Source organism: Pseudomonas sp. PB103, from assembly GCF_009764635.1.
In the GTDB taxonomy this organism is placed as follows: domain Bacteria; phylum Pseudomonadota; class Gammaproteobacteria; order Pseudomonadales; family Pseudomonadaceae; genus Aquipseudomonas.
This window is the reverse complement of record NZ_RWIL01000083.1, coordinates 1-21,783: the sequence shown is the minus strand read 5'-3', so window position 1 is coordinate 21,783 and position 21,783 is coordinate 1. Positions and strand designations below refer to the sequence as shown.

Below are 21,783 nucleotides of genomic sequence, written 5' to 3'. Positions count from 1 at the left end.
TGCGTGACACCACCGTTACTACTTGCACCGGTGTTGAAATGTTCCGCAAGCTGCTCGACGAAGGTCGTGCTGGCGAGAACTGCGGCGTTCTGCTGCGTGGTACCAAGCGTGACGACGTTGAGCGTGGCCAGGTTCTGGTTAAGCCGGGTTCGGTTAAGCCGCACACCACTTTCACCGCAGAAGTTTACGTTCTGAGCAAGGAAGAAGGCGGTCGTCACACTCCGTTCTTCAAAGGCTACCGTCCACAGTTCTACTTCCGTACGACTGACGTGACTGGTAACTGCGAGCTGCCAGAAGGCGTTGAAATGGTAATGCCAGGTGACAACATTCAGATGACTGTTACCCTGATCAAAACCATCGCAATGGAAGACGGTCTGCGTTTCGCTATCCGTGAAGGCGGTCGTACCGTCGGCGCTGGCGTCGTAGCCAAAATCATCGCGTAATTCTCTTTTATAGAGATTGCTTGATGCTTTGAAAAAGCCCCCGCTCAGCGGGGGCTTTTTTTATTGGGTTGACACCTATATGGGGCGTCTATAGAATTGCGCCTCCTTTTAACGGGCGTATTGCGCTCGGTGGGAATAGCAGCCGGAGTCTGAAATCCAATGCAAAATCAGCAAATCCGTATCAGGTTGAAGGCTTTTGACCATCGCCTGATCGACCAATCAACCCAGGAAATCGTGGAAACCGCGAAACGTACTGGTGCTCAAGTGCGTGGTCCAATTCCACTGCCTACCCGTAAAGAGCGGTTCACCGTTCTGGTTTCTCCGCACGTCAACAAAGACGCGCGCGACCAGTACGAAATCCGCACTCATAAGCGCGTTCTGGACATCGTCCAGCCAACGGATAAAACCGTTGATGCTCTTATGAAGCTTGATCTTGCGGCCGGTGTGGAAGTGCAGATCAGCCTCGGCTAAGACTCGGTCTTAGTCGTGTAACGCTCTGAAATGGGCGGCCATAGCGGGTGAAAGCCCCGTACACTCATGAGGTTTACAACATGACTATTGGTGTAGTCGGTCGTAAATGCGGTATGACCCGTATTTTCACCGAAGAAGGTGTCTCCATTCCGGTCACGGTCATTGAGATCGAACCGAATCGCGTCACCCAGTTCAAAACTGAAGAGACCGATGGCTATCGTGCAGTGCAAGTCACTGTCGGCGAGCGTCGTGCTTCGCGTGTAACAGCAGCTCAGGCTGGCCACTTCGCTAAAGCGAACGTTGCCGCTGGTCGCACTACCATGGAATTCCGTCTTGAAGAAGGCGAGTACCAGGCTGGCGATCTGATCAACGCTGAAATCTTCGCCGCTGGTCAACTGGTTGATGTAACCGGTCAGTCCAAGGGTAAAGGCTTCCAGGGTACGATCAAGCGTTGGAATTTCCGCGGGCAAGATAACACCCACGGTAACTCCGTATCCCACCGCGTCCCAGGCTCTATCGGCCAGTGCCAGACTCCTGGTCGTGTATTCAAGGGCAAAAAAATGTCCGGTCATATGGGCGCTGAGCGCGTGACCGTGCAGTCCCTGGAAGTAGTGCGCGTGGACGCTGAACGCAATCTGTTGTTGGTCAAGGGTGCTGTTCCTGGCGCTACTGGCGGCAACCTGGTTGTACGTCCAGCAGCCAAGGCTCGCGGTTAAGGGGAAGCTGACATGCAATTAAATGTAAATGACGCTCAAGCGATCGAAGTTTCCGAACTGACATTTGGCGGCGAATTCAACGAGACGCTGGTTCACCAAGCAGTCGTGGCCTACATGGCCGGCGGCCGTCAAGGTACCAAGCAGCAAAAGACCCGTTCCGACGTTCGTGGTGGCGGTAAGCGCCCATGGCGTCAGAAAGGTACTGGCCGTGCTCGTGCCGGTACTATCCGTAGCCCAATCTGGCGTGGCGGCGGTACCACTTTTGCAGCACGTCCACAGGATCACTCCCAGAAGCTGAACAAGAAGATGTATCGCGCAGCAATGCGTTCCATCCTTGCTGAGCTGGTGCGTACTGATCGTCTGGTCGTGGTTCAGGATTTCGCTGTTGAAACTCCGAAAACCAAAGATCTGCTGGGCAAGCTGAACAACATGAGCCTGACCGACGTTTTGATCGTGTCGGACGCTGTTGATCAGAACCTGTACCTGGCTGCTCGTAACCTGCCGCACGTAGATGTACGTGACGTTCAAGGTTCCGATCCAGTTAGTCTGATCGCATACGACAAGGTGTTGATCACCGTGTCGGCCGTGAAGAAATTCGAGGAGCTGCTGGGATGAACCAGGAACGCGTATTTAAAGTTCTGCTTGGCCCGCACGTTTCCGAGAAGGCTACGGTTCTGGCTGACAAGAAAGGCCAGTTCGTTTTCAAGGTTGCAACTGACGCAACCAAGCTGGAAATCAAGAAGGCCGTCGAAAGCCTGTTCAGCGTGAAAGTTGAGCGTGTTACTACCCTGAACGTTCTGGGTAAGAGCAAGCGCACAGCTCGCGGTCTGGGCAAGCGTAATGACTGGAAGAAGGCAGTTATCTCCCTTCAGCCAGGCCAAGATCTCGATTTCAGCAGCAGTGCTGAGTAAGGAAGGGGTGCATCATGGCAATCGTTAAATGCAAACCGACTTCCCCTGGCCGCCGTTTTGTGGTCAAGGTGGTCAACCAGGAGCTGCATAAAGGCGCTCCTCACGCACCGCTGCTCGAGAAAAAATCGAAGACTGGTGGTCGTAACAACAATGGCCGTATTACCACGCGTCACATCGGTGGTGGTCATAAGCAGCATTATCGTATGGTCGATTTCCGTCGCAACGACAAAGATGGCATCGTCGCCACTGTCGAGCGTATCGAATACGATCCAAACCGTACTGCTCACATCGCACTGCTCTGCTACGCAGACGGCGAGCGCCGCTACATCATCGCCCCTAAAGGCGTGAGTGCAGGCGACCAGCTGATCGCAGGCGCTCTGGCTCCAATCAAGCCAGGCAACGCTCTGCAACTGCGCAACATTCCAGTGGGTTCTACTGTACACGGCATCGAACTGAAGCCAGGTAAAGGCGCACAAATCGCTCGTTCCGCTGGTGCTTCGGCTCAGCTGATCGCTCGTGAAGGTGTCTACGTTACCCTGCGTCTGCGTTCCGGTGAAATGCGTAAAGTCCTGGCTGAATGCCGTGCGACCCTGGGCGAAGTCTCGAACTCCGAGCACAGCCTGCGTTCGCTGGGTAAAGCTGGTGCCAAACGCTGGCGTGGCGTTCGCCCAACCGTTCGTGGTGTTGCCATGAACCCGGTTGACCACCCACATGGTGGTGGTGAAGGTCGTACCTCTGGTGGTCGTCATCCGGTATCGCCATGGGGCTTCCCGACTAAGGGCGCGAAGACTCGTGGTAATAAGCGTACCGACAAAATGATCGTCCGTCGTCGCAAGTAAATAGAGGGATACGACAGTGCCACGTTCTCTGAAAAAAGGTCCTTTTATTGATCTTCACCTACTGAAGAAGATCGAAGTGGCGGCGGAAAAGAACGATCGCAAACCAATTAAGACTTGGTCGCGTCGTTCGATGATCCTGCCACAGATGGTCGGTCTGACCATCGCCGTACATAACGGTCGTCAGCACGTCCCAGTTCTCGTGAACGAAGACATGGTCGGCCATAAACTGGGCGAGTTCGCCGGTACCCGCACTTATCGTGGGCACGTGGCTGACAAGAAAGCCAAGCGTTAAGGGGTTAGGAAATGGAAGTAGCCGCTAAGTTGTCGGGCGCTCGAATCTCCGCCCAGAAAGCCCGCTTGGTCGCCGACCAGATCCGCGGGAAGAAGGTGGGCGAAGCGCTCAACTTGTTGGCTTTCAGCAGTAAGAAAGCCGCCGAGATCATGAAGAAAGTGCTGGAGTCGGCCGTAGCCAACGCCGAGCATAACGAAGGCGCAGACGTTGATGACCTGAAGGTCAGCACCGTTTTCGTCAACGAAGGGCGTTCGCTGAAGCGCATCATGCCACGTGCCAAAGGCCGTGCTGATCGCATCGTCAAGCGGTCTTGCCATATCACTGTCAAGGTTGCTGACAAGTAACGGAGTCGAAGAGATGGGTCAGAAAGTACATCCCATTGGCATTCGCCTGGGAATCGTCAAGGAGCACACCTCCGTCTGGTACGCAGACGGTCGGACTTATGCGGACTACTTGTTCGCAGATCTGAAAGTGCGTGAGTATCTCCAAGACAAACTAAAAAGCGCGTCCGTAAGCCGTATCGATATCCATCGTCCGGCCCAAACTGCACGTATCACCATCCACACCGCTCGTCCAGGTATCGTTATCGGGAAGAAAGGTGAAGATGTTGAGAAACTGCGTCAGGACCTGACCAAGCAAATGGGTGTGCCTGTGCACATCAATATCGAAGAGATCCGCAAGCCGGAACTCGACGGTATGCTGGTTGCGCAGAGCGTAGCTCAGCAGCTGGAGCGTCGTGTAATGTTCCGTCGCGCTATGAAGCGCGCAGTACAGAACGCCATGCGCATTGGTGCCAAGGGCATCAAAATCCAAGTGAGCGGTCGTCTCGGCGGTGCTGAAATCGCACGTACTGAATGGTATCGCGAAGGTCGTGTGCCATTGCACACCCTGCGTGCCGACATCGACTATGCCAACTACGAAGCTCACACCACTTACGGTGTGATCGGTGTAAAGGTTTGGATCTTCAAAGGCGAAGTAATTGGTGGTCGCCAAGAAGAGCTGAAACCACAAGCACCAGCGCCTCGTAAAAAAGCTGCTAAGTAAGGGGTACGCCAAATGTTGCAACCTAAGCGTACGAAGTTCCGCAAGCAGATGACAGGCCACAACCGTGGTCTGGCTCAGCGCGGTAGCAAAGTCAGCTTCGGCGAGTTCGCGCTGAAGTCTGTAGCTCGTGGTCGTCTCACCGCTCGTCAGATTGAGTCAGCGCGTCGTGCACTGACCCGTCACGTTAAACGTGGCGGCAAGATCTGGATCCGTGTATTCCCGGACAAGCCTATTTCCAAAAAGCCCCTCGAAGTTCGTATGGGTAAAGGTAAGGGTAGTGTGGAGTACTGGGTTGCCCAGATTCAGCCAGGCAAAGTCCTGTATGAAATCGAGGGTGTTTCTGAAGAGCTGGCGCGTGAGGCTTTTGCCCTGGCTGCTGCAAAGCTGCCGCTCGCCACCGCCTTTGTTAAACGGACGGTGATGTGATGAAAGCGAATGAACTTCGTGAAAAATCCGCACAGCAGCTGAACGAGCAACTGCTCGGCTTGCTGCGCGACCAGTTCAATCTGCGTATGCAGAAAGCAACTGGCCAGTTGGGGCAGTCTCATCTGCTCTCGCAAGTTAAACGTGACATCGCTCGCGTGAAGACTGTGCTCAACCAGCAGGCAGGTAAGTGATCATGGCTGAAGCCGAAAAAACTGTCCGTACGCTGACTGGCCGTGTTGTCAGCGACAAGATGGACAAAACCATCACCGTTCTGATCGAGCGTCGCGTTAAGCACCCGATCTACGGTAAATACGTTAAGCGTTCGACTAAGCTGCACGCGCACGACGAAACCAATCAGTGCCACATCGGCGACAAAGTCACTATTCGTGAAACTCGTCCTTTGGCCAAGACCAAGTCTTGGGCGCTGGTTGATGTTCTCGAACGCGCTGTGGAAGTCTAAGGACTAGGGGTCGGAGAAATTATATGATTCAGACTCAATCCATGCTCGATGTGGCCGATAACAGCGGCGCTCGCCGTGTTATGTGCATCAAGGTGCTGGGTGGCTCCCATCGTCGTTACGCTGGTATCGGTGACATCATCAAAGTTACCGTCAAGGAAGCAATTCCTCGCGGTAAAGTGAAAAAAGGCCAAGTGATGACTGCTGTTGTAGTCCGCACTCGTCACGGCGTACGTCGTGCTGATGGCTCCATTATCCGCTTTGATGGCAACGCTGCTGTTCTTCTGAACAACAAGCAAGAGCCGATCGGCACCCGTATCTTTGGGCCAGTGACCCGTGAACTTCGTACTGAGAAGTTCATGAAGATCGTCTCGCTCGCCCCAGAAGTGCTGTAAGGAGATCCGACATGCAAAAGATTCGTCGTGACGACGAGATCATCGTGATCGCCGGCAAAGACAAAGGTAAGCGCGGTAAGGTGCTTAAGGTTCTTGCTAATAACCGTCTGGTTATCAGCGGTCTGAACCTGGTAAAGCGTCATACCAAGCCTAACCCGATGTCGGGCGTGCAAGGCGGTATCGTCGAAAAAGAAGCTCCACTGGACGCTTCTAACGTCGCCATTTTCAACGGCGAAACCAACAAGGCTGACCGCGTTGGTTTCAAAGTAGAAGACGGCAAGAAAATTCGTGTCTTCAAGTCGACCCAAAAAGCGGTTGATGCTTGAACACTGCTAGGTAGAAGACCATGGCACGACTAAAAGAGATTTACTGGAAGGAAATCGCACCGAAGCTTAAGGAAGAACTTAAGCTTTCGAACGTGATGGAAGTTCCACGCGTTACAAAGATCACCCTGAACATGGGTCTGGGCGAAGCTGTTGGTGACAAGAAAGTCATCGAGCACGCTGTTGCTGACCTGGAAAAGATCACCGGCCAAAAAGTCGTTGTGACCTACGCTCGTAAATCCATCGCTGGCTTTAAAGTCCGTGAAGGATGGCCGATCGGCGTCAAAGTGACTCTGCGCCGTGAGCGTATGTACGAGTTCCTGGATCGTCTGCTGTCGATCTCCCTGCCTCGGGTTCGCGACTTCCGCGGCCTGAATGCCAAGTCCTTCGATGGTCGTGGTAACTACAGCATGGGCGTGAAAGAGCAGATCATTTTCCCGGAAATCGACTACGACAAGATCGATGCTCTCCGCGGTCTGGACATTACCCTGACCACCACTGCCAAGAACGATGATGAAGGCCGCGCTCTGCTGCGTGCTTTCAAATTCCCGTTCCGCAACTGATTGGAGTAGGAAAATGGCCAAGAAGAGCATGAAAAACCGTGAGCTGAAGCGTCAGCTCACTGTTGCCAAGTACGCCACCAAGCGTGCAGCGCTGAAAGCTATCATCGTTGATCTGAACGCAAGTCCAGAAGCACGTTGGGAAGCTACCGTAGCTCTGCAGAAGCAACCACGTGACGCAAGCGCTTCGCGCATGCGTAACCGTTGCCGCCTGACTGGTCGTCCGCACGGCGTTTACCGCAAGTTCGGCCTTGGCCGTAACAAGCTGCGTGAAGCTGCAATGCGTGGTGACGTACCAGGTCTGGTTAAAGCCAGCTGGTAATTGCTGTCAAAGTCTCGATGCTCAGGTTCGCAAGAACCTGACCATCGGTGGCCTTGAATCTGAATCAAGCCCCTTTTGGGGCTTGATTCATTTCTGGGGTGTGTCTAGAATGACCGGCTCGCCTGAGCCCGTGTTTTTCATGCCCGGAAGTTCTCGGCGACAAGTAGTAGCCGCAAGGCTAATTTTTCTGTATTAGGAGCGTCTAGCCCATGAGTATGCAGGACCCGTTAGCGGACATGCTAACTCGAATCCGTAATGCCCAGATGGCTGAAAAGTCTGTCGTAAGCATGCCGTCTTCCACGTTGAAGGTGGCTGTAGCAAAAGTCCTGAAGGACGAAGGTTACATCGCGGATTTTCAGATCACCACCGACGCTAAGCCGTCGTTGTCCATCGAGCTGAAGTACTTCGAAGGCCGTCCGGTTATCGAAGAAGTGAAGCGCGTTAGTCGTCCAGGCCTGCGTCAGTACAAGTCCGTTGAAGATCTGCCGAAAGTTCGTGGCGGTCTTGGCGTGTCTATCGTCTCCACCAACAAAGGTGTGATGACGGATCGTGCTGCGCGCGCTGCCGGTGTCGGCGGCGAAGTTCTTTGCACTGTGTTCTAAGGGGGGATAAGCATGTCTCGCGTCGCTAAGAACCCCGTTAAGCTGCCAGCCGGTGTCGAAGTAAAATTCGCAGGCCAACAGCTTTCGGTGAAGGGTGCCAAGGGCACTCTCGAACTGAACATCCATTCGTCCGTTGAGATTGTTGAAGAAGCTGGTGAGCTGCGTTTCGCTGCTCGCAATGGCGATCAACAAACTCGCGCAATGGCCGGTACCACGCGTGCGTTGGTAAACAACATGGTCCAAGGCGTAAGCCAAGGCTTCGAGCGCAAGCTCCAGCTGGTCGGTGTTGGTTACAAAGCGCAAGCAAAAGGCACGGTTCTGAACCTTGCCCTTGGCTTCTCGCACCCAGTGGATTACGAACTGCCGGAAGGCATCACCGCTGAGACTCCTAGCCAGACCGATATCCTGATCAAGGGCATCGATAAGCAGCTGGTAGGTCAAGTGGCCGCTGAGATCCGCGACTTCCGTCCACCAGAGCCGTACAAAGGCAAAGGTGTGCGCTACGCGGACGAAGTCGTCCGTCGTAAAGAAGCCAAGAAGAAGTAGGGCATAGCAAATGACCGACAAAAAAGTTACTCGACTGCGTCGCGCTCGCAAAGCACGCCTGAAAATGCACGAACTAGAAGTCGTGCGTCTCTGCGTGTTCCGCTCGTCGCAGCACATCTACGCCCAGGTCATCTCGGCCGACGGCAACAAAGTCCTGGCATCTGCCTCGACTTTGGATAAAGAACTGCGTGATGGCGCCACTGGCAACATCGACGCGGCCACAAAGGTTGGCCAGCTGGTCGCTACGCGTGCTAAGGCCGCTGGCGTCTCGCAAGTGGCTTTCGACCGCTCTGGCTTCAAGTACCACGGCCGCGTTAAAGCGCTGGCTGATGCTGCTCGTGAAGCTGGGCTGGAGTTCTAAGTTATGTCAAATAACGACCAAAAGCGCGACGAAGGCTACATTGAGAAGCTGGTTCAAGTTAACCGCGTAGCCAAAACCGTTAAAGGCGGCCGTATCTTCACTTTCACCGCGTTGACCGTGGTTGGTGATGGTAAAGGGCGTGTTGGCTTCGGCCGTGGCAAGTCGCGTGAAGTGCCTGCTGCGATCCAGAAGGCAATGGAAGCTGCTCGCCGCAACATGATCCAAGTTGACCTGAACGGCACCACTCTGCAGTACGCAATGAAGTCCGGTCACGGCGCTTCGAAGGTGTACATGCAGCCTGCTTCTGAAGGTACCGGTATCATCGCTGGCGGCGCTATGCGTGCTGTCCTCGAAGTTGCTGGCGTTCAGAACGTTCTGGCTAAGTGCTACGGCTCGACTAACCCGGTAAACGTGGTTCACGCCACTTTCAAAGGTTTGAAAGCTATGCAATCTCCTGAATCCATTGCCGCCAAGCGTGGCAAAAGCGTCAAGGAGATCTTCTGATCATGGCTACCGTTAAAGTAACGCTGATCAAAAGCATGACCGGCCGCATCCCTAACCACAAACTGTGCGTTAAGGGTCTGGGTCTGCGTCGCATCGGTCACACTGTAGAAGTCCAGGATACTCCCGAGAATCGCGGGATGATCAACAAGGCTTACTACATGCTGCGTGTCGAGGGTTAATCGATGAAACTCAATGATCTGAGTCCAGCGCCGGGTTCCCGTCGCGAAAAGCATCGTCCGGGCCGTGGTATCGGTAGCGGTTTGGGTAAGACTGGTGGCCGTGGCCACAAAGGTCAAACCTCCCGCTCCGGTGGCACCATCGCTCCAGGCTTTGAAGGCGGTCAACAGCCGCTGCATCGTCGCCTGCCGAAGTTCGGTTTCGTTTCCCTGAAAGCCATGGATCGCGCAGAAGTGCGTCTGTCCGAGCTGGCTAAGGTGGAAGGCGACATCGTCACCGTGCAGTCCCTGAAAGATGCCAACGTGATCAACGTCAACGTACAGCGTGTGAAAATCATGCTGTCCGGTGAAGTGACTCGCGCTGTCACTATCGGCAAGGGAATCGGCGCCACCAAAGGTGCGCGTGCGGCTATCGAAGCAGCTGGCGGCAAGTTCGAGGAATAAATGGCTAAGCAAGGTGCTCTCTCTGCGCTCGGCAAAGGCGGTATGTCTGAACTCTGGGCTCGTCTGCGTTTTCTGTTCCTGGCGATTATCGTCTACCGAATAGGCGCACACATCCCGGTTCCAGGTATCAACCCGGACCGACTCGCAGACCTGTTTCGACAGAATGAGGGGACCATTCTTAGCTTGTTCAACATGTTCTCCGGCGGCGCGCTGGAACGGATGAGCATCTTTGCACTGGGGATCATGCCGTACATTTCGGCATCGATCATCATGCAACTGATGACCGCCGTCAGCCCGCAGCTGGAGCAGTTGAAGAAGGAAGGTGAAGCTGGCCGTCGCAAGATCAGCCAGTACACCCGCTACGGCACCGTCGTTCTCGCTCTTGTTCAGGCTATTGGCATGTCCATTGGTCTGGCGGGGCAGGGCGTTGCGTTCACTGGTGACTTTGGCTTCCATTTCGTTGCGGTATCCACGTTTGTGGCTGGCGCGATGTTCATGATGTGGCTGGGTGAGCAGATTACTGAGCGCGGTGTAGGTAACGGTATCTCGATGTTGATTTTTTCGGGTATCGTCGCCGGTCTTCCGAGAGCAATCGGGCAGTCTTTCGAGTCTGCGCGTCAGGGTGATATCAACATCTTCGCCCTGGTTGCCATCGGTTTGCTGGCAGTAGCGATTATCGGTTTTGTGGTGTTCATTGAGCGTGGTCAGCGTCGTATCGCTGTTCACTACGCCAAGCGTCAGCAGGGCCGCAAGGTTTTTGCTGCGCAGACAAGCCACTTGCCGCTGAAAGTGAACATGGCTGGTGTTATTCCGGCTATTTTCGCGAGCAGCATTTTGCTGTTCCCGGCTTCGCTGGGTGCCTGGTTTGGTCAGTCTGAAGGTATGGGCTGGTTGCAGGACATCTCGCAGTCGATCGCTCCTGGTCAGCCGTTGAATATTCTGCTGTTTAGTGCAGGGATTATTTTCTTCTGCTTCTTCTATACGGCGTTGATGTTCAATCCGAAAGACGTAGCGGAAAACCTGAAGAAGTCCGGTGCCTTTATTCCGGGCATCCGTCCAGGTGAGCAGTCTGCGCGCTACATTGATGGCGTTCTGACTCGCTTGACCATGTTCGGTGCTCTTTACATGACGGCCGTGTGTCTGCTTCCCCAGTTCCTGGTGGTCGCAGCAAACGTACCGTTCTACCTTGGCGGGACCTCGTTGCTGATCGTGGTCGTGGTTGTGATGGACTTCATGTCCCAAGTACAATCGCACCTCGTTTCGCACCAGTACGAATCCCTGATGAAGAAAGCCAACCTGAAGGGCTACGGCAGCGGCATGTTGCGCTGAGTACCCCATAAGGTTCGAGGAGTTGGTGATGAAAGTTCGTGCATCGGTGAAAAAGCTGTGCCGTAACTGCAAGATTATTCGCCGCGAAGGTGTTGTTCGAGTAATTTGCAGCGCGGAACCGCGTCACAAACAGCGCCAAGGCTGAGTGTGATCCGCTTGAAGCCCGGCAGCTAGTGCGCTGCCGGGTTGATTATTTGTTATTACAGCGATATTATCTCGCGCCCTATTTCTTGGCTTCCGGGGCGTAGGTAGCTGTCAATTGGAGTCCCACTGAATGGCCCGTATTGCAGGCGTTAACATTCCAGATAACAAGCACACTGTTATCTCGCTGACCTACATCTATGGTGTTGGTCGCACTACTGCGCAGAAAATTTGCGCAGTGACTGGGGTAAACCCAGCCGCAAAGATCAAAGATCTGAGCGACGAGCAGATTGAGCAGTTGCGTGGCGAAGTGGCGAAGTTCACCACTGAAGGTGACCTGCGTCGCGAAATCAACATGAAAATCAAGCGTTTGATGGACCTCGGTTGCTACCGTGGTCTGCGTCATCGTCGTGGTCTTCCAGTACGCGGTCAGCGTACCAAGACTAACGCGCGTACCCGTAAAGGTCCGCGTAAGCCGATCCGCAAGTAATCGCCCACGCGAATCGACAGGAAATTAATCATGGCAAAACCTGCTGCTCGTCCTCGTAAAAAAGTTAAAAAGACAGTGGTTGATGGCATCGCCCACATCCATGCTTCTTTTAACAACACCATCGTGACCATCACCGACCGTCAAGGTAACGCGCTTTCTTGGGCTACCTCCGGTGGTTCGGGTTTCCGCGGTTCCCGCAAGTCCACCCCGTTTGCTGCTCAAGTAGCTGCTGAACGTGCTGGTCAAGCTGCGCTGGAATATGGCCTGAAAAACCTCGACGTTAACGTCAAAGGTCCAGGTCCAGGTCGTGAGTCTGCTGTCCGTGCATTGAACGGCTGTGGCTATAAGATCGCCAGCATCACCGACGTGACGCCAATCCCGCACAACGGGTGCCGTCCGCCGAAGAAGCGCCGCGTGTAATCCAGGAGATTGTAAAGAATGGCTCGTTACATTGGTCCAAAATGCAAACTCGCTCGTCGCGAGGGCACCGATCTCTTCCTGAAGAGCGGCGTGCGCGCGATCGAATCGAAGTGCAACATTGAAGCAGCACCTGGTATCCACGGCCAACGCCGCGGTCGCCAGTCCGATTACGGCACCCAACTGCGTGAAAAGCAGAAGGTCCGTCGTATCTACGGCGTTCTCGAGCGTCAGTTCAGCGGCTACTACAAAGAAGCTGCTGGCAAGAAAGGTGCAACCGGTGAAAACCTGCTGCAACTGCTCGAATGCCGTCTGGACAACGTTGTATACCGTATGGGCTTTGGTTCGACTCGTGCCGAATCCCGTCAGCTGGTATCGCACAAGTCGATCAGCGTTAACGGTCAGACCGTAAACGTTCCGTCGTATCAGGTTCGTGCTGGTGACGTGGTTGCAGTTCGCGAGAAAGCAAAAAACCAACTTCGCATTGTCCAAGCTCTCGATCTGTGTGCCCAACGTGGCCGCGTAGAATGGGTAGAAGTAGACACTGAGAAGAAGTCGGGCGTTTTCAAGAACGTTCCTGCTCGCAGTGATCTGTCCGCCGACATCAACGAAAGCCTGATTGTCGAGCTCTACTCCAAGTAAGGGCTAGAAAATAGGTGCATCCATGCAGATTTCGGTAAATGAGTTCCTGACACCCCGCCATATTGATGTGCAGGTTGTCAGTCCAACCCGCGCCAAGATCACTCTCGAGCCTCTCGAGCGTGGTTTTGGCCACACCCTGGGCAACGCGCTGCGACGCATCCTGTTGTCCTCAATGCCCGGCTGCGCAGTAGTCGAGGCCGAGATTGACGGTGTGCTCCACGAGTACAGCGCCATCGAAGGTGTACAGGAAGACGTAATTGAAATCCTGTTGAACCTTAAAGGTCTGGCCATCAAGCTGCACGGTCGTGACGAAGTTACGCTGACCTTGTCGAAGAAGGGTTCGGGGGTGGTTACCGCTGCCGATATTCAGCTGGATCATGATGTCGAGATCGTTAATCCCGATCACGTAATCGCTAACCTGGCGTCTAACGGCGCCCTGAACATGAAGCTCACCGTAGCTCGTGGTCGTGGTTATGAACCAGCCGACTCGCGTCAGAGCGATGAAGACGAAAGCCGCAGCATCGGTCGCTTGCAGCTTGACTCTTCGTTCAGCCCGGTTCGCCGTATCGCATACGTGGTGGAAAACGCCCGTGTCGAGCAGCGTACCAACCTGGACAAGCTGGTTATTGATCTGGAAACCAACGGTACTCTGGATCCTGAAGAGGCTATTCGCCGCGCTGCAACCATCCTGCAACAGCAGTTGGCTGCGTTCGTCGACCTCAAAGGTGACAGTGAGCCAGTGGTTGTCGAGCAGGAAGACGAGATCGATCCGATCCTGCTTCGCCCGGTTGACGATCTGGAACTGACTGTACGTTCGGCTAACTGCCTTAAGGCGGAAAACATCTACTACATCGGTGACCTGATTCAGCGTACCGAAGTAGAGCTGTTGAAGACTCCGAACCTGGGCAAGAAATCCTTGACTGAAATCAAGGACGTTCTGGCCTCCCGCGGTCTGTCCCTCGGCATGCGCCTCGACAACTGGCCGCCTGCAAGTCTTAAGAAGGACGACAAGGCGACTGCCTGATCGTCGTAATCACCGAACGTAGTGTTTGGTAAGGAATGAACCATGCGTCATCGTAAAAGTGGTCGTCACCTGAGCCGCACCAGCTCGCACCGCAAGGCCATGTTCCAAAACATGGCGGTGTCGCTGTTCGAGCACGAGCTGATCAAAACTACACTGCCGAAAGCCAAAGAACTGCGTCGCGTTGCTGAGCCGCTGATCACTCTGGCCAAGACAGACAGCCTGGCTAACCGCCGTCTGGCTTTCGACCGTACTCGTTCGAAAGCTATCGTTGGTAAGCTCTTCAACGACCTGGGCAAGCGTTACGCTACCCGTGAGGGTGGCTACCTGCGCATCCTCAAGTGCGGTTTCCGCGCTGGCGACAACGCGCCTATGGCGTACGTCGAGTTGGTTGATCGTGCTACTGCTGGCGAAGCTGTATCCGCCGAGTAAGACGTCAGTCTGAAACGAAGAGCCGGGCCTAGTGCCCGGTTTTTTGTGTCTGCAAGAAAATGCGCTGTTCGTACAAGTATCTGACCCTGTTCTGTTGTCACTATGCGCTGGGAATCATAGTTAGTAATTATCTATCGATGTCTGCAAGTTAATGAATTTGTGGCTGTCGCATTGATGATCAATACTTCCCAGCAAGCCGATTAGCCGGCAGTTTCAAGACTGACAGAGGAAGAAGACCGTATGAGCCAGATCAAAACGCTTACGACCGCCAGTGGCGCACCTGTCGCTGATAACCAGAATTCTCGCTCCGCCGGCCCACGTGGCCCGCTGCTGCTCGACGATTTTCACCTCATCGAGAAGCTCGCCCATTTCAACCGTGAAAACATCCCTGAGCGCCGGGTACACGCCAAAGGCTCGGGCGCCTACGGTACCTTCACGGTGACTCGTGACATTACCGAGTACACCAGCGCCAAGCTGTTCGAAACGGTCGGCAAACAAACTCCGACTTTCCTGCGCTTCTCCACAGTGGGTGGCGAGCGCGGCTCTGCCGACACTGAGCGTGATCCGCGCGGCTTTGCGCTGAAGTTCTACACCGAAGAAGGTAACTGGGACATTGTTGGCAACAACACGCCGGTATTCTTTATTCGCGATCCACTGAAATTCCCTGATTTCATCCACACGCAAAAACGTCTGCCGCAAAGCAACCTGAAAAGCGCGCAGATGATGTGGGACTTCTGGTCGCATTCGCCTGAAGCGCTGCACCAGGTGACCATCCTCTTCTCCGATCGCGGTATTCCAGACGGTTACCGTCACATGCACGGCTTCGGCAGCCACACTTACAGCCTGATCAGCGCTCAAGGCGAGCGTCACTGGGTGAAGTGGCACTACAAGACCAAGCAAGGGATCAAGAACCTCGCGCCAGCGGATGCTGCCCGTCTTGCCGGGACCGATCCGGATTACGCCCAGCGCGATTTGTTCGAGGCAATCGAGCGCGGTGACTTCCCGAAATGGCGCGTATGCATTCAGATCATGACCGAAGCCCAGGCGGCAGCGCATTACGAGAATCCGTTCGACGTGACCAAGACCTGGTCGCAGAAGGAATTCCCACTGATCGAGGTGGGCGAACTGGAATTGAACCGCAACCCGCAGAACTATTTCGCTGAAGTTGAGCAAGCCGCGTTCGGCCCAAGCAACATGGTGCCAGGCGTTGGTCTATCGCCGGATCGCATGCTGCAAGGTCGCGTATTCGCCTATGCCGACGCTCACCGTTACCGCGTTGGCACCAATCATCAGCAACTGCCGGTGAACGCGCCGCGTAGCCCGGTCAATACCTATCAGCGCGATGGCTCGATGGCGTTCGGCAGCAACGGTGGTTCGGCGCCGAACTACGAGCCGAATAGCTACATCGAATCGCCGAAACAGGCTCCGCATTACGCTGAGCCGGCGTTGGCCCTGAGCGGTGCGGCTGATCGTTACGATCATCGCGAAGACACCGATTACTACAGCCATGCAGGCGCGCTGTTCCGTCTGATGAGCGACGAGCAGAAATCCTTGCTGGTCAGCAACATCGCCGGTGCGATGGGCGGAGTTTCGACTGATGTGGTTGATCGCCAACTGCAGCATTTTTACAAAGCCGACCCGGCGTATGGAGAAGCAATCGCAAAGCTGCTCAACGTACAGCTTAACGAAGTCTAAACGAGAAGCAGAACCGCCCTCATTTGGGCGGTTTTTGCGTTATTTAGGCTGCTTTTCTCGGAATATCTTCGCTTTTATTGCGCTAAGCGGGTGACCTTCCAGTCAGGTTGGTTCAAACTACAGACTTTCAAGTAGGGAGATGTAGGGCGATGCAAGGCCACCCAGACGTAATCGATTACCTCAACACGTTGCTGACCGGCGAACTGGCCGCGCGTGATCAATATTTCGTTCATTCGCGGATGTATGAGGACTGGGGGTTCACCAAGCTCTACGAGCGAATCAACCACGAGATGGAAGAAGAAGCCGGTCACGCTGATGCATTGATGCGCCGGATTCTGATGCTCGAAGGCACGCCGCGCATGCGTCCGGATGACCTGGATGTCGGCACCACCGTGCCGGAGATGCTCGAGGCGGATCTGCGCCTTGAATACAAGGTTCGCGCTGCGCTGTGCAAAGGCATCGAACTTTGCGAGCAGCACAAAGACTACGTCAGCCGTGAGATCCTGCGGGTTCAGTTGAATGACACCGAAGAAGATCACACCTACTGGCTTGAAAAGCAGCTAGGCCTGATCAAGCTGATCGGTCTCGAAAACTACCTGCAATCGCACACGTCCTGATTGCTGTAGAGACAAAAAATAGCCCCTGTCACTGTTGAAGTGACAGGGGCTTTTTCATGCCAGGCGTTTACGCCTGATCGCGGATCAGCAACGGCTTGAGGTAATGGCCGGTGTGAGATTGTTTCATCTCGGCCACTTGCTCCGGCGTACCCACGGCAATGATCTGCCCGCCCTTGGAACCACCCTCCGGCCCGAGATCCACCAGCCAGTCGGCCGTCTTGATCACGTCGAGGTTGTGTTCGATCACCACCACGGTGTTGCCGTGATCGCGCAGGCGATGCAGCACATCGAGCAACTGCTGGATATCCGCAAAGTGCAGGCCAGTCGTCGGCTCATCGAGGATGTACAGGGTCTTGCCGGTATCGCGCTTGGACAGTTCGCGGGACAACTTGACCCGCTGCGCTTCACCACCGGACAACGTGGTCGCCGACTGTCCGAGCTTGATGTACGACAAACCAACATCCATCAGCGTTTGCAGCTTGCGCGCCAGCGCCGGCACCGCATCGAAGAACACCCGGGCTTCCTCGATCGTCATTTCGAGGGTTTCGTGGATGTTCTTGCCCTTGTATTTGATCTCAAGGGTTTCGCGGTTGTAGCGCTTGCTCTTGCACACGTCGCACGGCACATAGATGTCCGGCAGGAAGTGCATCTCCACCTTGATCAGGCCATCGCCCTGGCACGCTTCGCAGCGACCGCCCTTGACGTTGAACGAGAAACGCCCCGGGCCATAACCACGGGAGCGCGACTCGGGCACGCCGGCAAACAGTTCGCGGATAGGCGTGAACAGCCCGGTGTACGTCGCCGGGTTGGAGCGCGGCGTACGACCGATCGGGCTTTGGTCGATGTCGACAACTTTATCGAGATGTTCCAGGCCCTTGATGCTGTCATGCGCGGCGGCTTCCAGCGTCGTTGCGCCGTTAAGTGCGGTGGCGCTCAGCGGAAACAGCGTGTTGTTGATCAGCGTCGATTTGCCCGAGCCGGACACACCGGTCACGCAAGTCAGCAGGCCGATCGGAATTTCCAGGTCGACATTGCGCAGGTTGTTACCGCGTGCGCCCTTGAGCGACAGGGTCAGCTTCTTGTTGCGTGGCGTACGTTTGGCCGGCACTTCAATCTTCACTCGGCCCGACAGGTATTTACCAGTCAGGGAATCCGGGTGCGCCATGACTTCGGCCGGCGTACCTTCGGCAACGATCTGCCCACCGTGGACGCCGGCACCCGGGCCGATATCGACGACATAGTCGGCGAGGCGAATCGCGTCCTCGTCGTGCTCGACCACGATCACCGTATTACCGATGTCACGCAGGTGCTTGAGCGTGCCAAGCAAGCGGTCGTTGTCACGTTGGTGCAAGCCAATGGACGGTTCATCGAGGATGTACAAAACACCGACGAGGCCCGCACCAATCTGGCTGGCCAGACGAATACGTTGTGCTTCACCACCGGACAGCGTGTCGGCGCTGCGATCCAGCGATAGGTAATCGAGACCGACGTTGACGAGGAACTGCAGACGCTCACGGATTTCCTTGAGAATCTTGTCAGCGATCTCGCCGCGACGGCCGGTCATCTTCAGTGCGCCGAAGTACTCGCAAGCATCGCCAATGGGCAAGTTGGTGACGGCCGGCAAGGTTTTCTCGCCCACCCACACATGCCGCGCTTCACGACGCAAACGGGTGCCACGGCAATCCGGGCACGACTGGGTACTGAGGAACTTGGCCAGCTCTTCACGCACGCTCGCCGACTCGGTCTCGCGGTAGCGACGCTCCAGGTTTGGCACGATGCCTTCGAACGGGTGCGAACGTTTGACGATATCGCCACGGTCGTTCAGGTATTTGAAGTCGACGTTCTGCGAGCCACTGCCATGCAAGATGAATTTCTGCTGGTCGGCCGGCAATGCGTTGAATGGCTCTTCGAGACTGAAACCGTAATGCGCTGCCAGTGAGCCGAGCATCTGGAAGTAATAGACGTTGCGCCGGTCCCAGCCACGTATTGCGCCTTCAGCCAGCGTCAGTTCGCCATTGACCAGTCGCTTGATGTCGAAGAACTGCTTCACCCCCAGACCATCGCACGTCGGGCAGGCGCCGGCCGGGTTGTTGAAGGAGAACAGCTTCGGTTCCAGCTCGCTGATCGCGTGGCCGCAGATCGGGCAGGCGAAGCGGGCGGAGAAGATCATCTCTTCGCCTGGCTCGTCGTCCATCGGCGCCACGAGTGCAATGCCGTCCGCCAGTTTCAGCGCGGTTTCGAACGATTCGGCCAGACGCTGTTGCAGATCGGCGCGAACCTTGAAGCGGTCGACGATCACGTCAATCGAGTGCTTCTTCTGTTTATCCAGTTTCGGCAGCTCATCGAGCTCGCAAATACGCCCGTTGACGCGAGCGCGGACGAAACCTTGCGCGCGCAGCTCTTCGAAAACTGAAAGGTGTTCGCCTTTGCGCTCGCGGATCACCGGAGCCAGCAGCATCAGTTTGCTGCCTTCCGGTTGCGCCAGCACCAGGTCAACCATCTGGCTGACGGTCTGCGCTTCCAGCGGAATGTCGTGATCCGGGCAGCGCGGCGTACCCACGCGTGCATAGAGCAGGCGCAGGTAGTCGTAGATTTCGGTGATGGTGCCGACCGTGGATCGCGGGTTGTGCGAGGTCGACTTTTGTTCGATGGAGATCGCCGGCGACAGGCCTTCGATAGTGTCGACGTCGGGTTTTTCCATCATCGACAGGAACTGGCGGGCATAGGCCGACAGCGATTCGACATAGCGGCGCTGACCTTCGGCGTACAGTGTGTCGAACGCCAGTGACGACTTGCCGGATCCGGACAGGCCGGTGATGACGATCAGTTTGTCCCGTGGCAGGGTCAGGTCGATGTTCTTCAGGTTGTGGGTACGGGCCCCACGTATCAGGATCTTGTCCAAAGTGGCCTCGCTCGGCGGGCGTCGAAAGCGTAAGAGTATACGGGCAAATACTGGATGGATGCACACTATCAAGCGTAGCGTTGTTTGCCCTGAATGAAGAGTGTTTCATCTGTACGCGTCAAAGCGTCGCGATCTACCCCGTCTTTCGATGGGACTGGTAGAATCGCCGCCGGTTCACACGAGGTTTTTCCATGCATGATCCCCACAGCGAACGCATGAGTGGCAGCGAGACCCGCGCAGCGAGTGGTCTGGCCCTGGTGTTCGCCTTCCGTATGCTGGGCATGTTCATGGTGTTGCCGGTCCTGGCAACCTATGGCATGGATCTGGCGGGAGCGACCCCGGCCCTGATCGGGTTGGCCATCGGCGCTTACGGCCTGACCCAGGCGATTTTCCAGATCCCGTTCGGGGTCATTTCCGACCGTATCGGCCGTCGCCCGGTGATTTACCTCGGGCTGATCGTCTTCGCCCTCGGCAGTGTGCTGGCCTCGCAAGCCGATTCGATCTGGGGCGTGATTGCCGGCCGGATCCTGCAAGGTGCCGGCGCGATTTCGGCGGCGGTCATGGCATTACTGTCGGACCTCACCCGCGAGCAACACCGCACCAAAGCCATGGCGATGATCGGCATGACCATTGGCCTGTCGTTCGCCGTGGCCATGGTCGTCGGGCCTTTGCTGACCCGCGCGTTCGGCTTGTCCGGGTTGTTTCTGGCCACCGGTGGCATGGCGCTGGTGGGTATCGTCATCGTGATGTTCATGGTGCCCAAGTCCACTGGTCCGCTGACGCACCGCGAGTCCGGTGTGGCACGTCAGGCTCTGATGCCGACGCTCAAGCATCCTGACTTGTTGCGCCTCGATCTGGGCATCTTTGTGTTACATGCCATGTTGATGTCGAGCTTCGTCGCGCTGCCTCTGGCGCTGGTGGAAAAAGCCGGGCTACCCAAGGAACAGCACTGGTGGGTCTACCTCACGGCGCTGCTGATTTCGTTCTTCGCCATGATCCCGTTCATCATCTATGGCGAGAAGAAACGCAAAATGAAACGAGTTTTGCTTGGCGCCGTCATGACGTTGATGCTCACTGAGCTATTCTTCTGGCAGTTCGGTGACAGCTTGCGAGCTCTGGTGATCGGCACGGTGGTGTTTTTCACCGCGTTCAATCTGCTGGAGGCTTCATTGCCGTCGCTGATCAGCAAGGTTTCACCGGCGGGCGGGAAGGGCACGGCCATGGGCGTGTATTCCACCAGTCAGTTCCTCGGTTCGGCTCTCGGCGGGATACTCGGCGGCTGGCTGTTTCAGCATGGCGGTCTGTCGGTTGTGTTCCTTGGATGTGCCGGGCTGGCTGCACTTTGGCTGGCCTTTGCTGTTACCATGCGCGAACCTCCCTACGTGACGAGCCTGCGCTTGCCGTTGTCGCCCGAGGCGATCCGCGAAGCGGGTCTGGTCGAGCGCCTCAAGGCCCTCGTAGGGGTAACCGATGCAGTGATAGTTGCTGACGAAGCGGCTGTTTACATCAAACTGGACAAAGAATTAGTGGATCGCGACACCCTCGAACGCCTGGTGAACAACCCGGCCGAGGCTGCTTGCGGCGCTTAGGAGAACGTTATGGCCCGTGGGGTTAACAAAGTCATATTGGTCGGCACTTGCGGCCAGGATCCCGAAGTTCGCTACCTGCCTAACGGTAACGCCGTGACCAACCTGAGTCTGGCAACCAGCGAACAGTGGACCGACAAGCAAACCGGTCAGAAGGTCGAGAAGACCGAGTGGCACCGTGTTTCGATGTTCGGCAAAGTGGCCGAAATCGCCGGCGAATACCTGCGTAAAGGTTCGCAGGTCTACATCGAAGGCAAGCTGCAGACCCGTGAGTGGGAAAAAGACGGTATCAAGCGTTACACCACCGAAATCGTGGTCGACATGCAAGGCACCATGCAACTGCTCGGCGGCCGTCCACAACAGGGCGACCAACAAGGCGGTGGCAACAACTACCAGCAGTCCGCTCCGGCCCCGCGCCAGCAGGCGCCGCGTCCGCAGCAGTCGGCTCCGCAACAGCGTTCGGCCCCGGCTCCACAGCAGGCCGCACCGCAACCGGCTCCGGATTTCGACAGTTTTGATGACGATATCCCGTTCTGATTTGCTGTTGTAACCGCTGCAAATAAAAAGGCCCGTCGCTTATACGACGGGCCTTTTTTGTGCCTGCAAAACACCGCGATCAACTGTAGGAGCTGCGGCACGCTGCGATCTTTTGATCTTGAAAAACAGAATCAAAAGATCG

34 protein-coding genes are annotated in these 21,783 nt (G+C 55.8%); 33 read left to right on the top strand and 1 reads right to left on the bottom strand.

The window, feature by feature from the left end:
• The 31 genes from EJA70_RS15295 to bfr form a co-directional block, all read left to right on the top strand.
• Positions 1 to 443: EF-Tu/IF-2/RF-3 family GTPase (locus EJA70_RS15295; protein WP_158831740.1), on the top strand; the 443-nt coding region annotated here is incomplete at its 5' end.
• Positions 444 to 602: 159 nt separating this feature from the next.
• The gene (rpsJ, locus tag EJA70_RS15290; protein ID WP_003186070.1) at positions 603 to 914 is read left to right on the top strand and encodes a 30S ribosomal protein S10; all 312 of its coding nucleotides are present in this window, start codon (positions 603 to 605) and stop codon (positions 912 to 914) included.
• An 80-nt stretch (positions 915 to 994) separates the two neighbouring features.
• A complete protein-coding gene (rplC, locus tag EJA70_RS15285) occupies positions 995 to 1,630 on the top strand; it encodes a 50S ribosomal protein L3 (protein WP_003228738.1) in 636 nt (211 codons plus the stop codon).
• Positions 1,631 to 1,642: 12 nt separating this feature from the next.
• The gene (gene rplD, locus EJA70_RS15280; protein ID WP_007918468.1) at positions 1,643 to 2,245 is read left to right on the top strand and encodes a 50S ribosomal protein L4; all 603 of its coding nucleotides are present in this window, start codon (positions 1,643 to 1,645) and stop codon (positions 2,243 to 2,245) included.
• A complete protein-coding gene (gene rplW, locus EJA70_RS15275; RefSeq protein ID WP_002555488.1) occupies positions 2,242 to 2,541 on the top strand; it encodes a 50S ribosomal protein L23 in 300 nt (99 codons plus the stop codon). The genes rplD and rplW overlap by 4 nt, the downstream gene beginning before the upstream one ends.
• A 14-nt stretch (positions 2,542 to 2,555) precedes the next feature.
• On the top strand, positions 2,556 to 3,380 hold the full coding sequence (gene rplB, locus EJA70_RS15270; RefSeq protein WP_003228734.1) for a 50S ribosomal protein L2: 825 nt from the start codon (positions 2,556 to 2,558) through the stop codon (positions 3,378 to 3,380).
• A 16-nt stretch (positions 3,381 to 3,396) separates the two neighbouring features.
• Positions 3,397 to 3,672, top strand: a complete 276-nt coding sequence (gene rpsS, locus EJA70_RS15265) for a 30S ribosomal protein S19 (RefSeq protein ID WP_003228731.1) — start codon at positions 3,397 to 3,399, stop codon at positions 3,670 to 3,672.
• A gap of 11 nt (positions 3,673 to 3,683) precedes the next feature.
• Positions 3,684 to 4,016, top strand: coding sequence for a 50S ribosomal protein L22 (rplV, locus tag EJA70_RS15260; RefSeq protein ID WP_003103908.1), 333 nt, complete (start codon positions 3,684 to 3,686; stop codon positions 4,014 to 4,016).
• 13 nt (positions 4,017 to 4,029) lie between these two features.
• Positions 4,030 to 4,716 carry a 30S ribosomal protein S3 gene (gene rpsC, locus EJA70_RS15255; protein WP_003176422.1) on the top strand — a complete coding sequence of 229 codons (687 nt, stop codon included), beginning with the start codon at positions 4,030 to 4,032 and terminating at the stop codon, positions 4,714 to 4,716.
• Between the two features lie 12 nt (positions 4,717 to 4,728).
• Entirely contained in the window at positions 4,729 to 5,142 is a 414-nt protein-coding gene (gene rplP / locus EJA70_RS15250; RefSeq protein WP_007896757.1) for a 50S ribosomal protein L16, read from the top strand.
• Positions 5,142 to 5,333: a 50S ribosomal protein L29 gene (rpmC, locus tag EJA70_RS15245; RefSeq protein WP_002555481.1), complete on the top strand. Its 192-nt coding sequence runs from the start codon at positions 5,142 to 5,144 to the stop codon at positions 5,331 to 5,333. The genes rplP and rpmC overlap by 1 nt, the downstream gene beginning before the upstream one ends.
• Positions 5,334 to 5,335: 2 nt before the next feature.
• Positions 5,336 to 5,602 (top strand): 30S ribosomal protein S17, encoded by a 267-nt coding sequence (gene rpsQ / locus EJA70_RS15240; RefSeq protein ID WP_003176419.1) that lies wholly within the window; start codon positions 5,336 to 5,338, stop codon positions 5,600 to 5,602.
• A gap of 23 nt (positions 5,603 to 5,625) precedes the next feature.
• Complete coding sequence (rplN, locus tag EJA70_RS15235; protein ID WP_002555479.1) at positions 5,626 to 5,994, top strand: 50S ribosomal protein L14; 369 nt, start codon at positions 5,626 to 5,628, stop codon at positions 5,992 to 5,994.
• Between the two features lie 11 nt (positions 5,995 to 6,005).
• On the top strand, positions 6,006 to 6,320 hold the full coding sequence (gene rplX / locus EJA70_RS15230) for a 50S ribosomal protein L24 (protein WP_008081905.1): 315 nt from the start codon (positions 6,006 to 6,008) through the stop codon (positions 6,318 to 6,320).
• A 20-nt stretch (positions 6,321 to 6,340) separates the two neighbouring features.
• Entirely contained in the window at positions 6,341 to 6,880 is a 540-nt protein-coding gene (gene rplE, locus EJA70_RS15225) for a 50S ribosomal protein L5 (protein WP_003176415.1), read from the top strand.
• Positions 6,881 to 6,893: 13 nt separating this feature from the next.
• A complete protein-coding gene (rpsN, locus tag EJA70_RS15220) occupies positions 6,894 to 7,199 on the top strand; it encodes a 30S ribosomal protein S14 (RefSeq protein ID WP_003228726.1) in 306 nt (101 codons plus the stop codon).
• A 209-nt stretch (positions 7,200 to 7,408) separates the two neighbouring features.
• Positions 7,409 to 7,801: a 30S ribosomal protein S8 gene (rpsH, locus tag EJA70_RS15215; RefSeq protein ID WP_007918458.1), complete on the top strand. Its 393-nt coding sequence runs from the start codon at positions 7,409 to 7,411 to the stop codon at positions 7,799 to 7,801.
• Positions 7,802 to 7,813: 12 nt separating this feature from the next.
• A complete protein-coding gene (gene rplF, locus EJA70_RS15210; protein ID WP_003176412.1) occupies positions 7,814 to 8,347 on the top strand; it encodes a 50S ribosomal protein L6 in 534 nt (177 codons plus the stop codon).
• Positions 8,348 to 8,357: 10 nt separating this feature from the next.
• A complete protein-coding gene (gene rplR / locus EJA70_RS15205; protein ID WP_003186037.1) occupies positions 8,358 to 8,708 on the top strand; it encodes a 50S ribosomal protein L18 in 351 nt (116 codons plus the stop codon).
• Between the two features lie 3 nt (positions 8,709 to 8,711).
• The gene (gene rpsE, locus EJA70_RS15200) at positions 8,712 to 9,212 is read left to right on the top strand and encodes a 30S ribosomal protein S5 (protein WP_007943782.1); all 501 of its coding nucleotides are present in this window, start codon (positions 8,712 to 8,714) and stop codon (positions 9,210 to 9,212) included.
• A gap of 2 nt (positions 9,213 to 9,214) precedes the next feature.
• Positions 9,215 to 9,391, top strand: coding sequence for a 50S ribosomal protein L30 (gene rpmD / locus EJA70_RS15195; protein WP_003176408.1), 177 nt, complete (start codon positions 9,215 to 9,217; stop codon positions 9,389 to 9,391).
• Between the two features lie 3 nt (positions 9,392 to 9,394).
• Positions 9,395 to 9,832: a 50S ribosomal protein L15 gene (rplO, locus tag EJA70_RS15190; protein WP_003228720.1), complete on the top strand. Its 438-nt coding sequence runs from the start codon at positions 9,395 to 9,397 to the stop codon at positions 9,830 to 9,832.
• Positions 9,833 to 11,161: a preprotein translocase subunit SecY gene (gene secY, locus EJA70_RS15185; RefSeq protein WP_003228718.1), complete on the top strand. Its 1,329-nt coding sequence runs from the start codon at positions 9,833 to 9,835 to the stop codon at positions 11,159 to 11,161.
• Between the two features lie 28 nt (positions 11,162 to 11,189).
• Positions 11,190 to 11,306, top strand: coding sequence for a 50S ribosomal protein L36 (rpmJ, locus tag EJA70_RS15180; RefSeq protein WP_002555468.1), 117 nt, complete (start codon positions 11,190 to 11,192; stop codon positions 11,304 to 11,306).
• 129 nt (positions 11,307 to 11,435) lie between these two features.
• Entirely contained in the window at positions 11,436 to 11,792 is a 357-nt protein-coding gene (gene rpsM, locus EJA70_RS15175; protein ID WP_003186020.1) for a 30S ribosomal protein S13, read from the top strand.
• 30 nt (positions 11,793 to 11,822) lie between these two features.
• On the top strand, positions 11,823 to 12,212 hold the full coding sequence (gene rpsK / locus EJA70_RS15170; RefSeq protein WP_002555466.1) for a 30S ribosomal protein S11: 390 nt from the start codon (positions 11,823 to 11,825) through the stop codon (positions 12,210 to 12,212).
• A gap of 18 nt (positions 12,213 to 12,230) precedes the next feature.
• Positions 12,231 to 12,851 (top strand): 30S ribosomal protein S4, encoded by a 621-nt coding sequence (gene rpsD, locus EJA70_RS15165; protein ID WP_003176404.1) that lies wholly within the window; start codon positions 12,231 to 12,233, stop codon positions 12,849 to 12,851.
• A 22-nt stretch (positions 12,852 to 12,873) separates the two neighbouring features.
• Positions 12,874 to 13,875: a DNA-directed RNA polymerase subunit alpha gene (rpoA, locus tag EJA70_RS15160; RefSeq protein WP_003186012.1), complete on the top strand. Its 1,002-nt coding sequence runs from the start codon at positions 12,874 to 12,876 to the stop codon at positions 13,873 to 13,875.
• Between the two features lie 42 nt (positions 13,876 to 13,917).
• Positions 13,918 to 14,304, top strand: coding sequence for a 50S ribosomal protein L17 (gene rplQ / locus EJA70_RS15155; RefSeq protein WP_003176402.1), 387 nt, complete (start codon positions 13,918 to 13,920; stop codon positions 14,302 to 14,304).
• 240 nt (positions 14,305 to 14,544) lie between these two features.
• Positions 14,545 to 15,999 (top strand): catalase, encoded by a 1,455-nt coding sequence (locus tag EJA70_RS15150; RefSeq protein WP_158831738.1) that lies wholly within the window; start codon positions 14,545 to 14,547, stop codon positions 15,997 to 15,999.
• A 149-nt stretch (positions 16,000 to 16,148) separates the two neighbouring features.
• On the top strand, positions 16,149 to 16,616 hold the full coding sequence (gene bfr, locus EJA70_RS15145) for a bacterioferritin (protein WP_007918444.1): 468 nt from the start codon (positions 16,149 to 16,151) through the stop codon (positions 16,614 to 16,616).
• A 67-nt stretch (positions 16,617 to 16,683) separates the two neighbouring features.
• On the opposite strand, the gene uvrA is transcribed toward bfr, so the two are convergent.
• Positions 16,684 to 19,518, bottom strand: coding sequence for an excinuclease ABC subunit UvrA (gene uvrA, locus EJA70_RS15140; RefSeq protein WP_158831736.1), 2,835 nt, complete (start codon positions 19,516 to 19,518; stop codon positions 16,684 to 16,686).
• Positions 19,519 to 19,709: 191 nt separating this feature from the next.
• Between uvrA and EJA70_RS15135 the strand changes: the two genes are divergently transcribed.
• Positions 19,710 to 21,107 (top strand): MFS transporter, encoded by a 1,398-nt coding sequence (locus tag EJA70_RS15135; RefSeq protein WP_008081902.1) that lies wholly within the window; start codon positions 19,710 to 19,712, stop codon positions 21,105 to 21,107.
• Between the two features lie 9 nt (positions 21,108 to 21,116).
• Positions 21,117 to 21,641: a single-stranded DNA-binding protein gene (locus EJA70_RS15130; protein WP_008081898.1), complete on the top strand. Its 525-nt coding sequence runs from the start codon at positions 21,117 to 21,119 to the stop codon at positions 21,639 to 21,641.
• Positions 21,642 to 21,783 lie beyond the last annotated feature (142 nt).

Coding starts and splice junctions, on each gene's coding strand:
- rpsQ (WP_003176419.1), top strand. CDS start 5,336: ATGGCTGAAGCCGAAAAAACTGTCCGTACGCTGACTGGCCGTGTTGTC.
- EJA70_RS15150 (WP_158831738.1), top strand. CDS start 14,545: ATGAGCCAGATCAAAACGCTTACGACCGCCAGTGGCGCACCTGTCGCT.
- rpoA (WP_003186012.1), top strand. CDS start 12,874: ATGCAGATTTCGGTAAATGAGTTCCTGACACCCCGCCATATTGATGTG.
- rplW (WP_002555488.1), top strand. CDS start 2,242: ATGAACCAGGAACGCGTATTTAAAGTTCTGCTTGGCCCGCACGTTTCC.
- bfr (WP_007918444.1), top strand. CDS start 16,149: ATGCAAGGCCACCCAGACGTAATCGATTACCTCAACACGTTGCTGACC.
- rplN (WP_002555479.1), top strand. CDS start 5,626: ATGATTCAGACTCAATCCATGCTCGATGTGGCCGATAACAGCGGCGCT.
- rplD (WP_007918468.1), top strand. CDS start 1,643: ATGCAATTAAATGTAAATGACGCTCAAGCGATCGAAGTTTCCGAACTG.
- rpsN (WP_003228726.1), top strand. CDS start 6,894: ATGGCCAAGAAGAGCATGAAAAACCGTGAGCTGAAGCGTCAGCTCACT.
- rpmJ (WP_002555468.1), top strand. CDS start 11,190: ATGAAAGTTCGTGCATCGGTGAAAAAGCTGTGCCGTAACTGCAAGATT.
- rplX (WP_008081905.1), top strand. CDS start 6,006: ATGCAAAAGATTCGTCGTGACGACGAGATCATCGTGATCGCCGGCAAA.
- rpmC (WP_002555481.1), top strand. CDS start 5,142: ATGAAAGCGAATGAACTTCGTGAAAAATCCGCACAGCAGCTGAACGAG.
- rpsK (WP_002555466.1), top strand. CDS start 11,823: ATGGCAAAACCTGCTGCTCGTCCTCGTAAAAAAGTTAAAAAGACAGTG.
- rpsC (WP_003176422.1), top strand. CDS start 4,030: ATGGGTCAGAAAGTACATCCCATTGGCATTCGCCTGGGAATCGTCAAG.
- rplF (WP_003176412.1), top strand. CDS start 7,814: ATGTCTCGCGTCGCTAAGAACCCCGTTAAGCTGCCAGCCGGTGTCGAA.
- rpmD (WP_003176408.1), top strand. CDS start 9,215: ATGGCTACCGTTAAAGTAACGCTGATCAAAAGCATGACCGGCCGCATC.
- rpsE (WP_007943782.1), top strand. CDS start 8,712: ATGTCAAATAACGACCAAAAGCGCGACGAAGGCTACATTGAGAAGCTG.
- rpsM (WP_003186020.1), top strand. CDS start 11,436: ATGGCCCGTATTGCAGGCGTTAACATTCCAGATAACAAGCACACTGTT.
- rplO (WP_003228720.1), top strand. CDS start 9,395: ATGAAACTCAATGATCTGAGTCCAGCGCCGGGTTCCCGTCGCGAAAAG.
- rplE (WP_003176415.1), top strand. CDS start 6,341: ATGGCACGACTAAAAGAGATTTACTGGAAGGAAATCGCACCGAAGCTT.
- rpsH (WP_007918458.1), top strand. CDS start 7,409: ATGAGTATGCAGGACCCGTTAGCGGACATGCTAACTCGAATCCGTAAT.
- EJA70_RS15130 (WP_008081898.1), top strand. CDS start 21,117: ATGGCCCGTGGGGTTAACAAAGTCATATTGGTCGGCACTTGCGGCCAG.
- rplB (WP_003228734.1), top strand. CDS start 2,556: ATGGCAATCGTTAAATGCAAACCGACTTCCCCTGGCCGCCGTTTTGTG.
- rpsJ (WP_003186070.1), top strand. CDS start 603: ATGCAAAATCAGCAAATCCGTATCAGGTTGAAGGCTTTTGACCATCGC.
- rplV (WP_003103908.1), top strand. CDS start 3,684: ATGGAAGTAGCCGCTAAGTTGTCGGGCGCTCGAATCTCCGCCCAGAAA.
- rpsD (WP_003176404.1), top strand. CDS start 12,231: ATGGCTCGTTACATTGGTCCAAAATGCAAACTCGCTCGTCGCGAGGGC.
- secY (WP_003228718.1), top strand. CDS start 9,833: ATGGCTAAGCAAGGTGCTCTCTCTGCGCTCGGCAAAGGCGGTATGTCT.
- rplQ (WP_003176402.1), top strand. CDS start 13,918: ATGCGTCATCGTAAAAGTGGTCGTCACCTGAGCCGCACCAGCTCGCAC.
- rplP (WP_007896757.1), top strand. CDS start 4,729: ATGTTGCAACCTAAGCGTACGAAGTTCCGCAAGCAGATGACAGGCCAC.
- EJA70_RS15135 (WP_008081902.1), top strand. CDS start 19,710: ATGCATGATCCCCACAGCGAACGCATGAGTGGCAGCGAGACCCGCGCA.
- rplR (WP_003186037.1), top strand. CDS start 8,358: ATGACCGACAAAAAAGTTACTCGACTGCGTCGCGCTCGCAAAGCACGC.
- rplC (WP_003228738.1), top strand. CDS start 995: ATGACTATTGGTGTAGTCGGTCGTAAATGCGGTATGACCCGTATTTTC.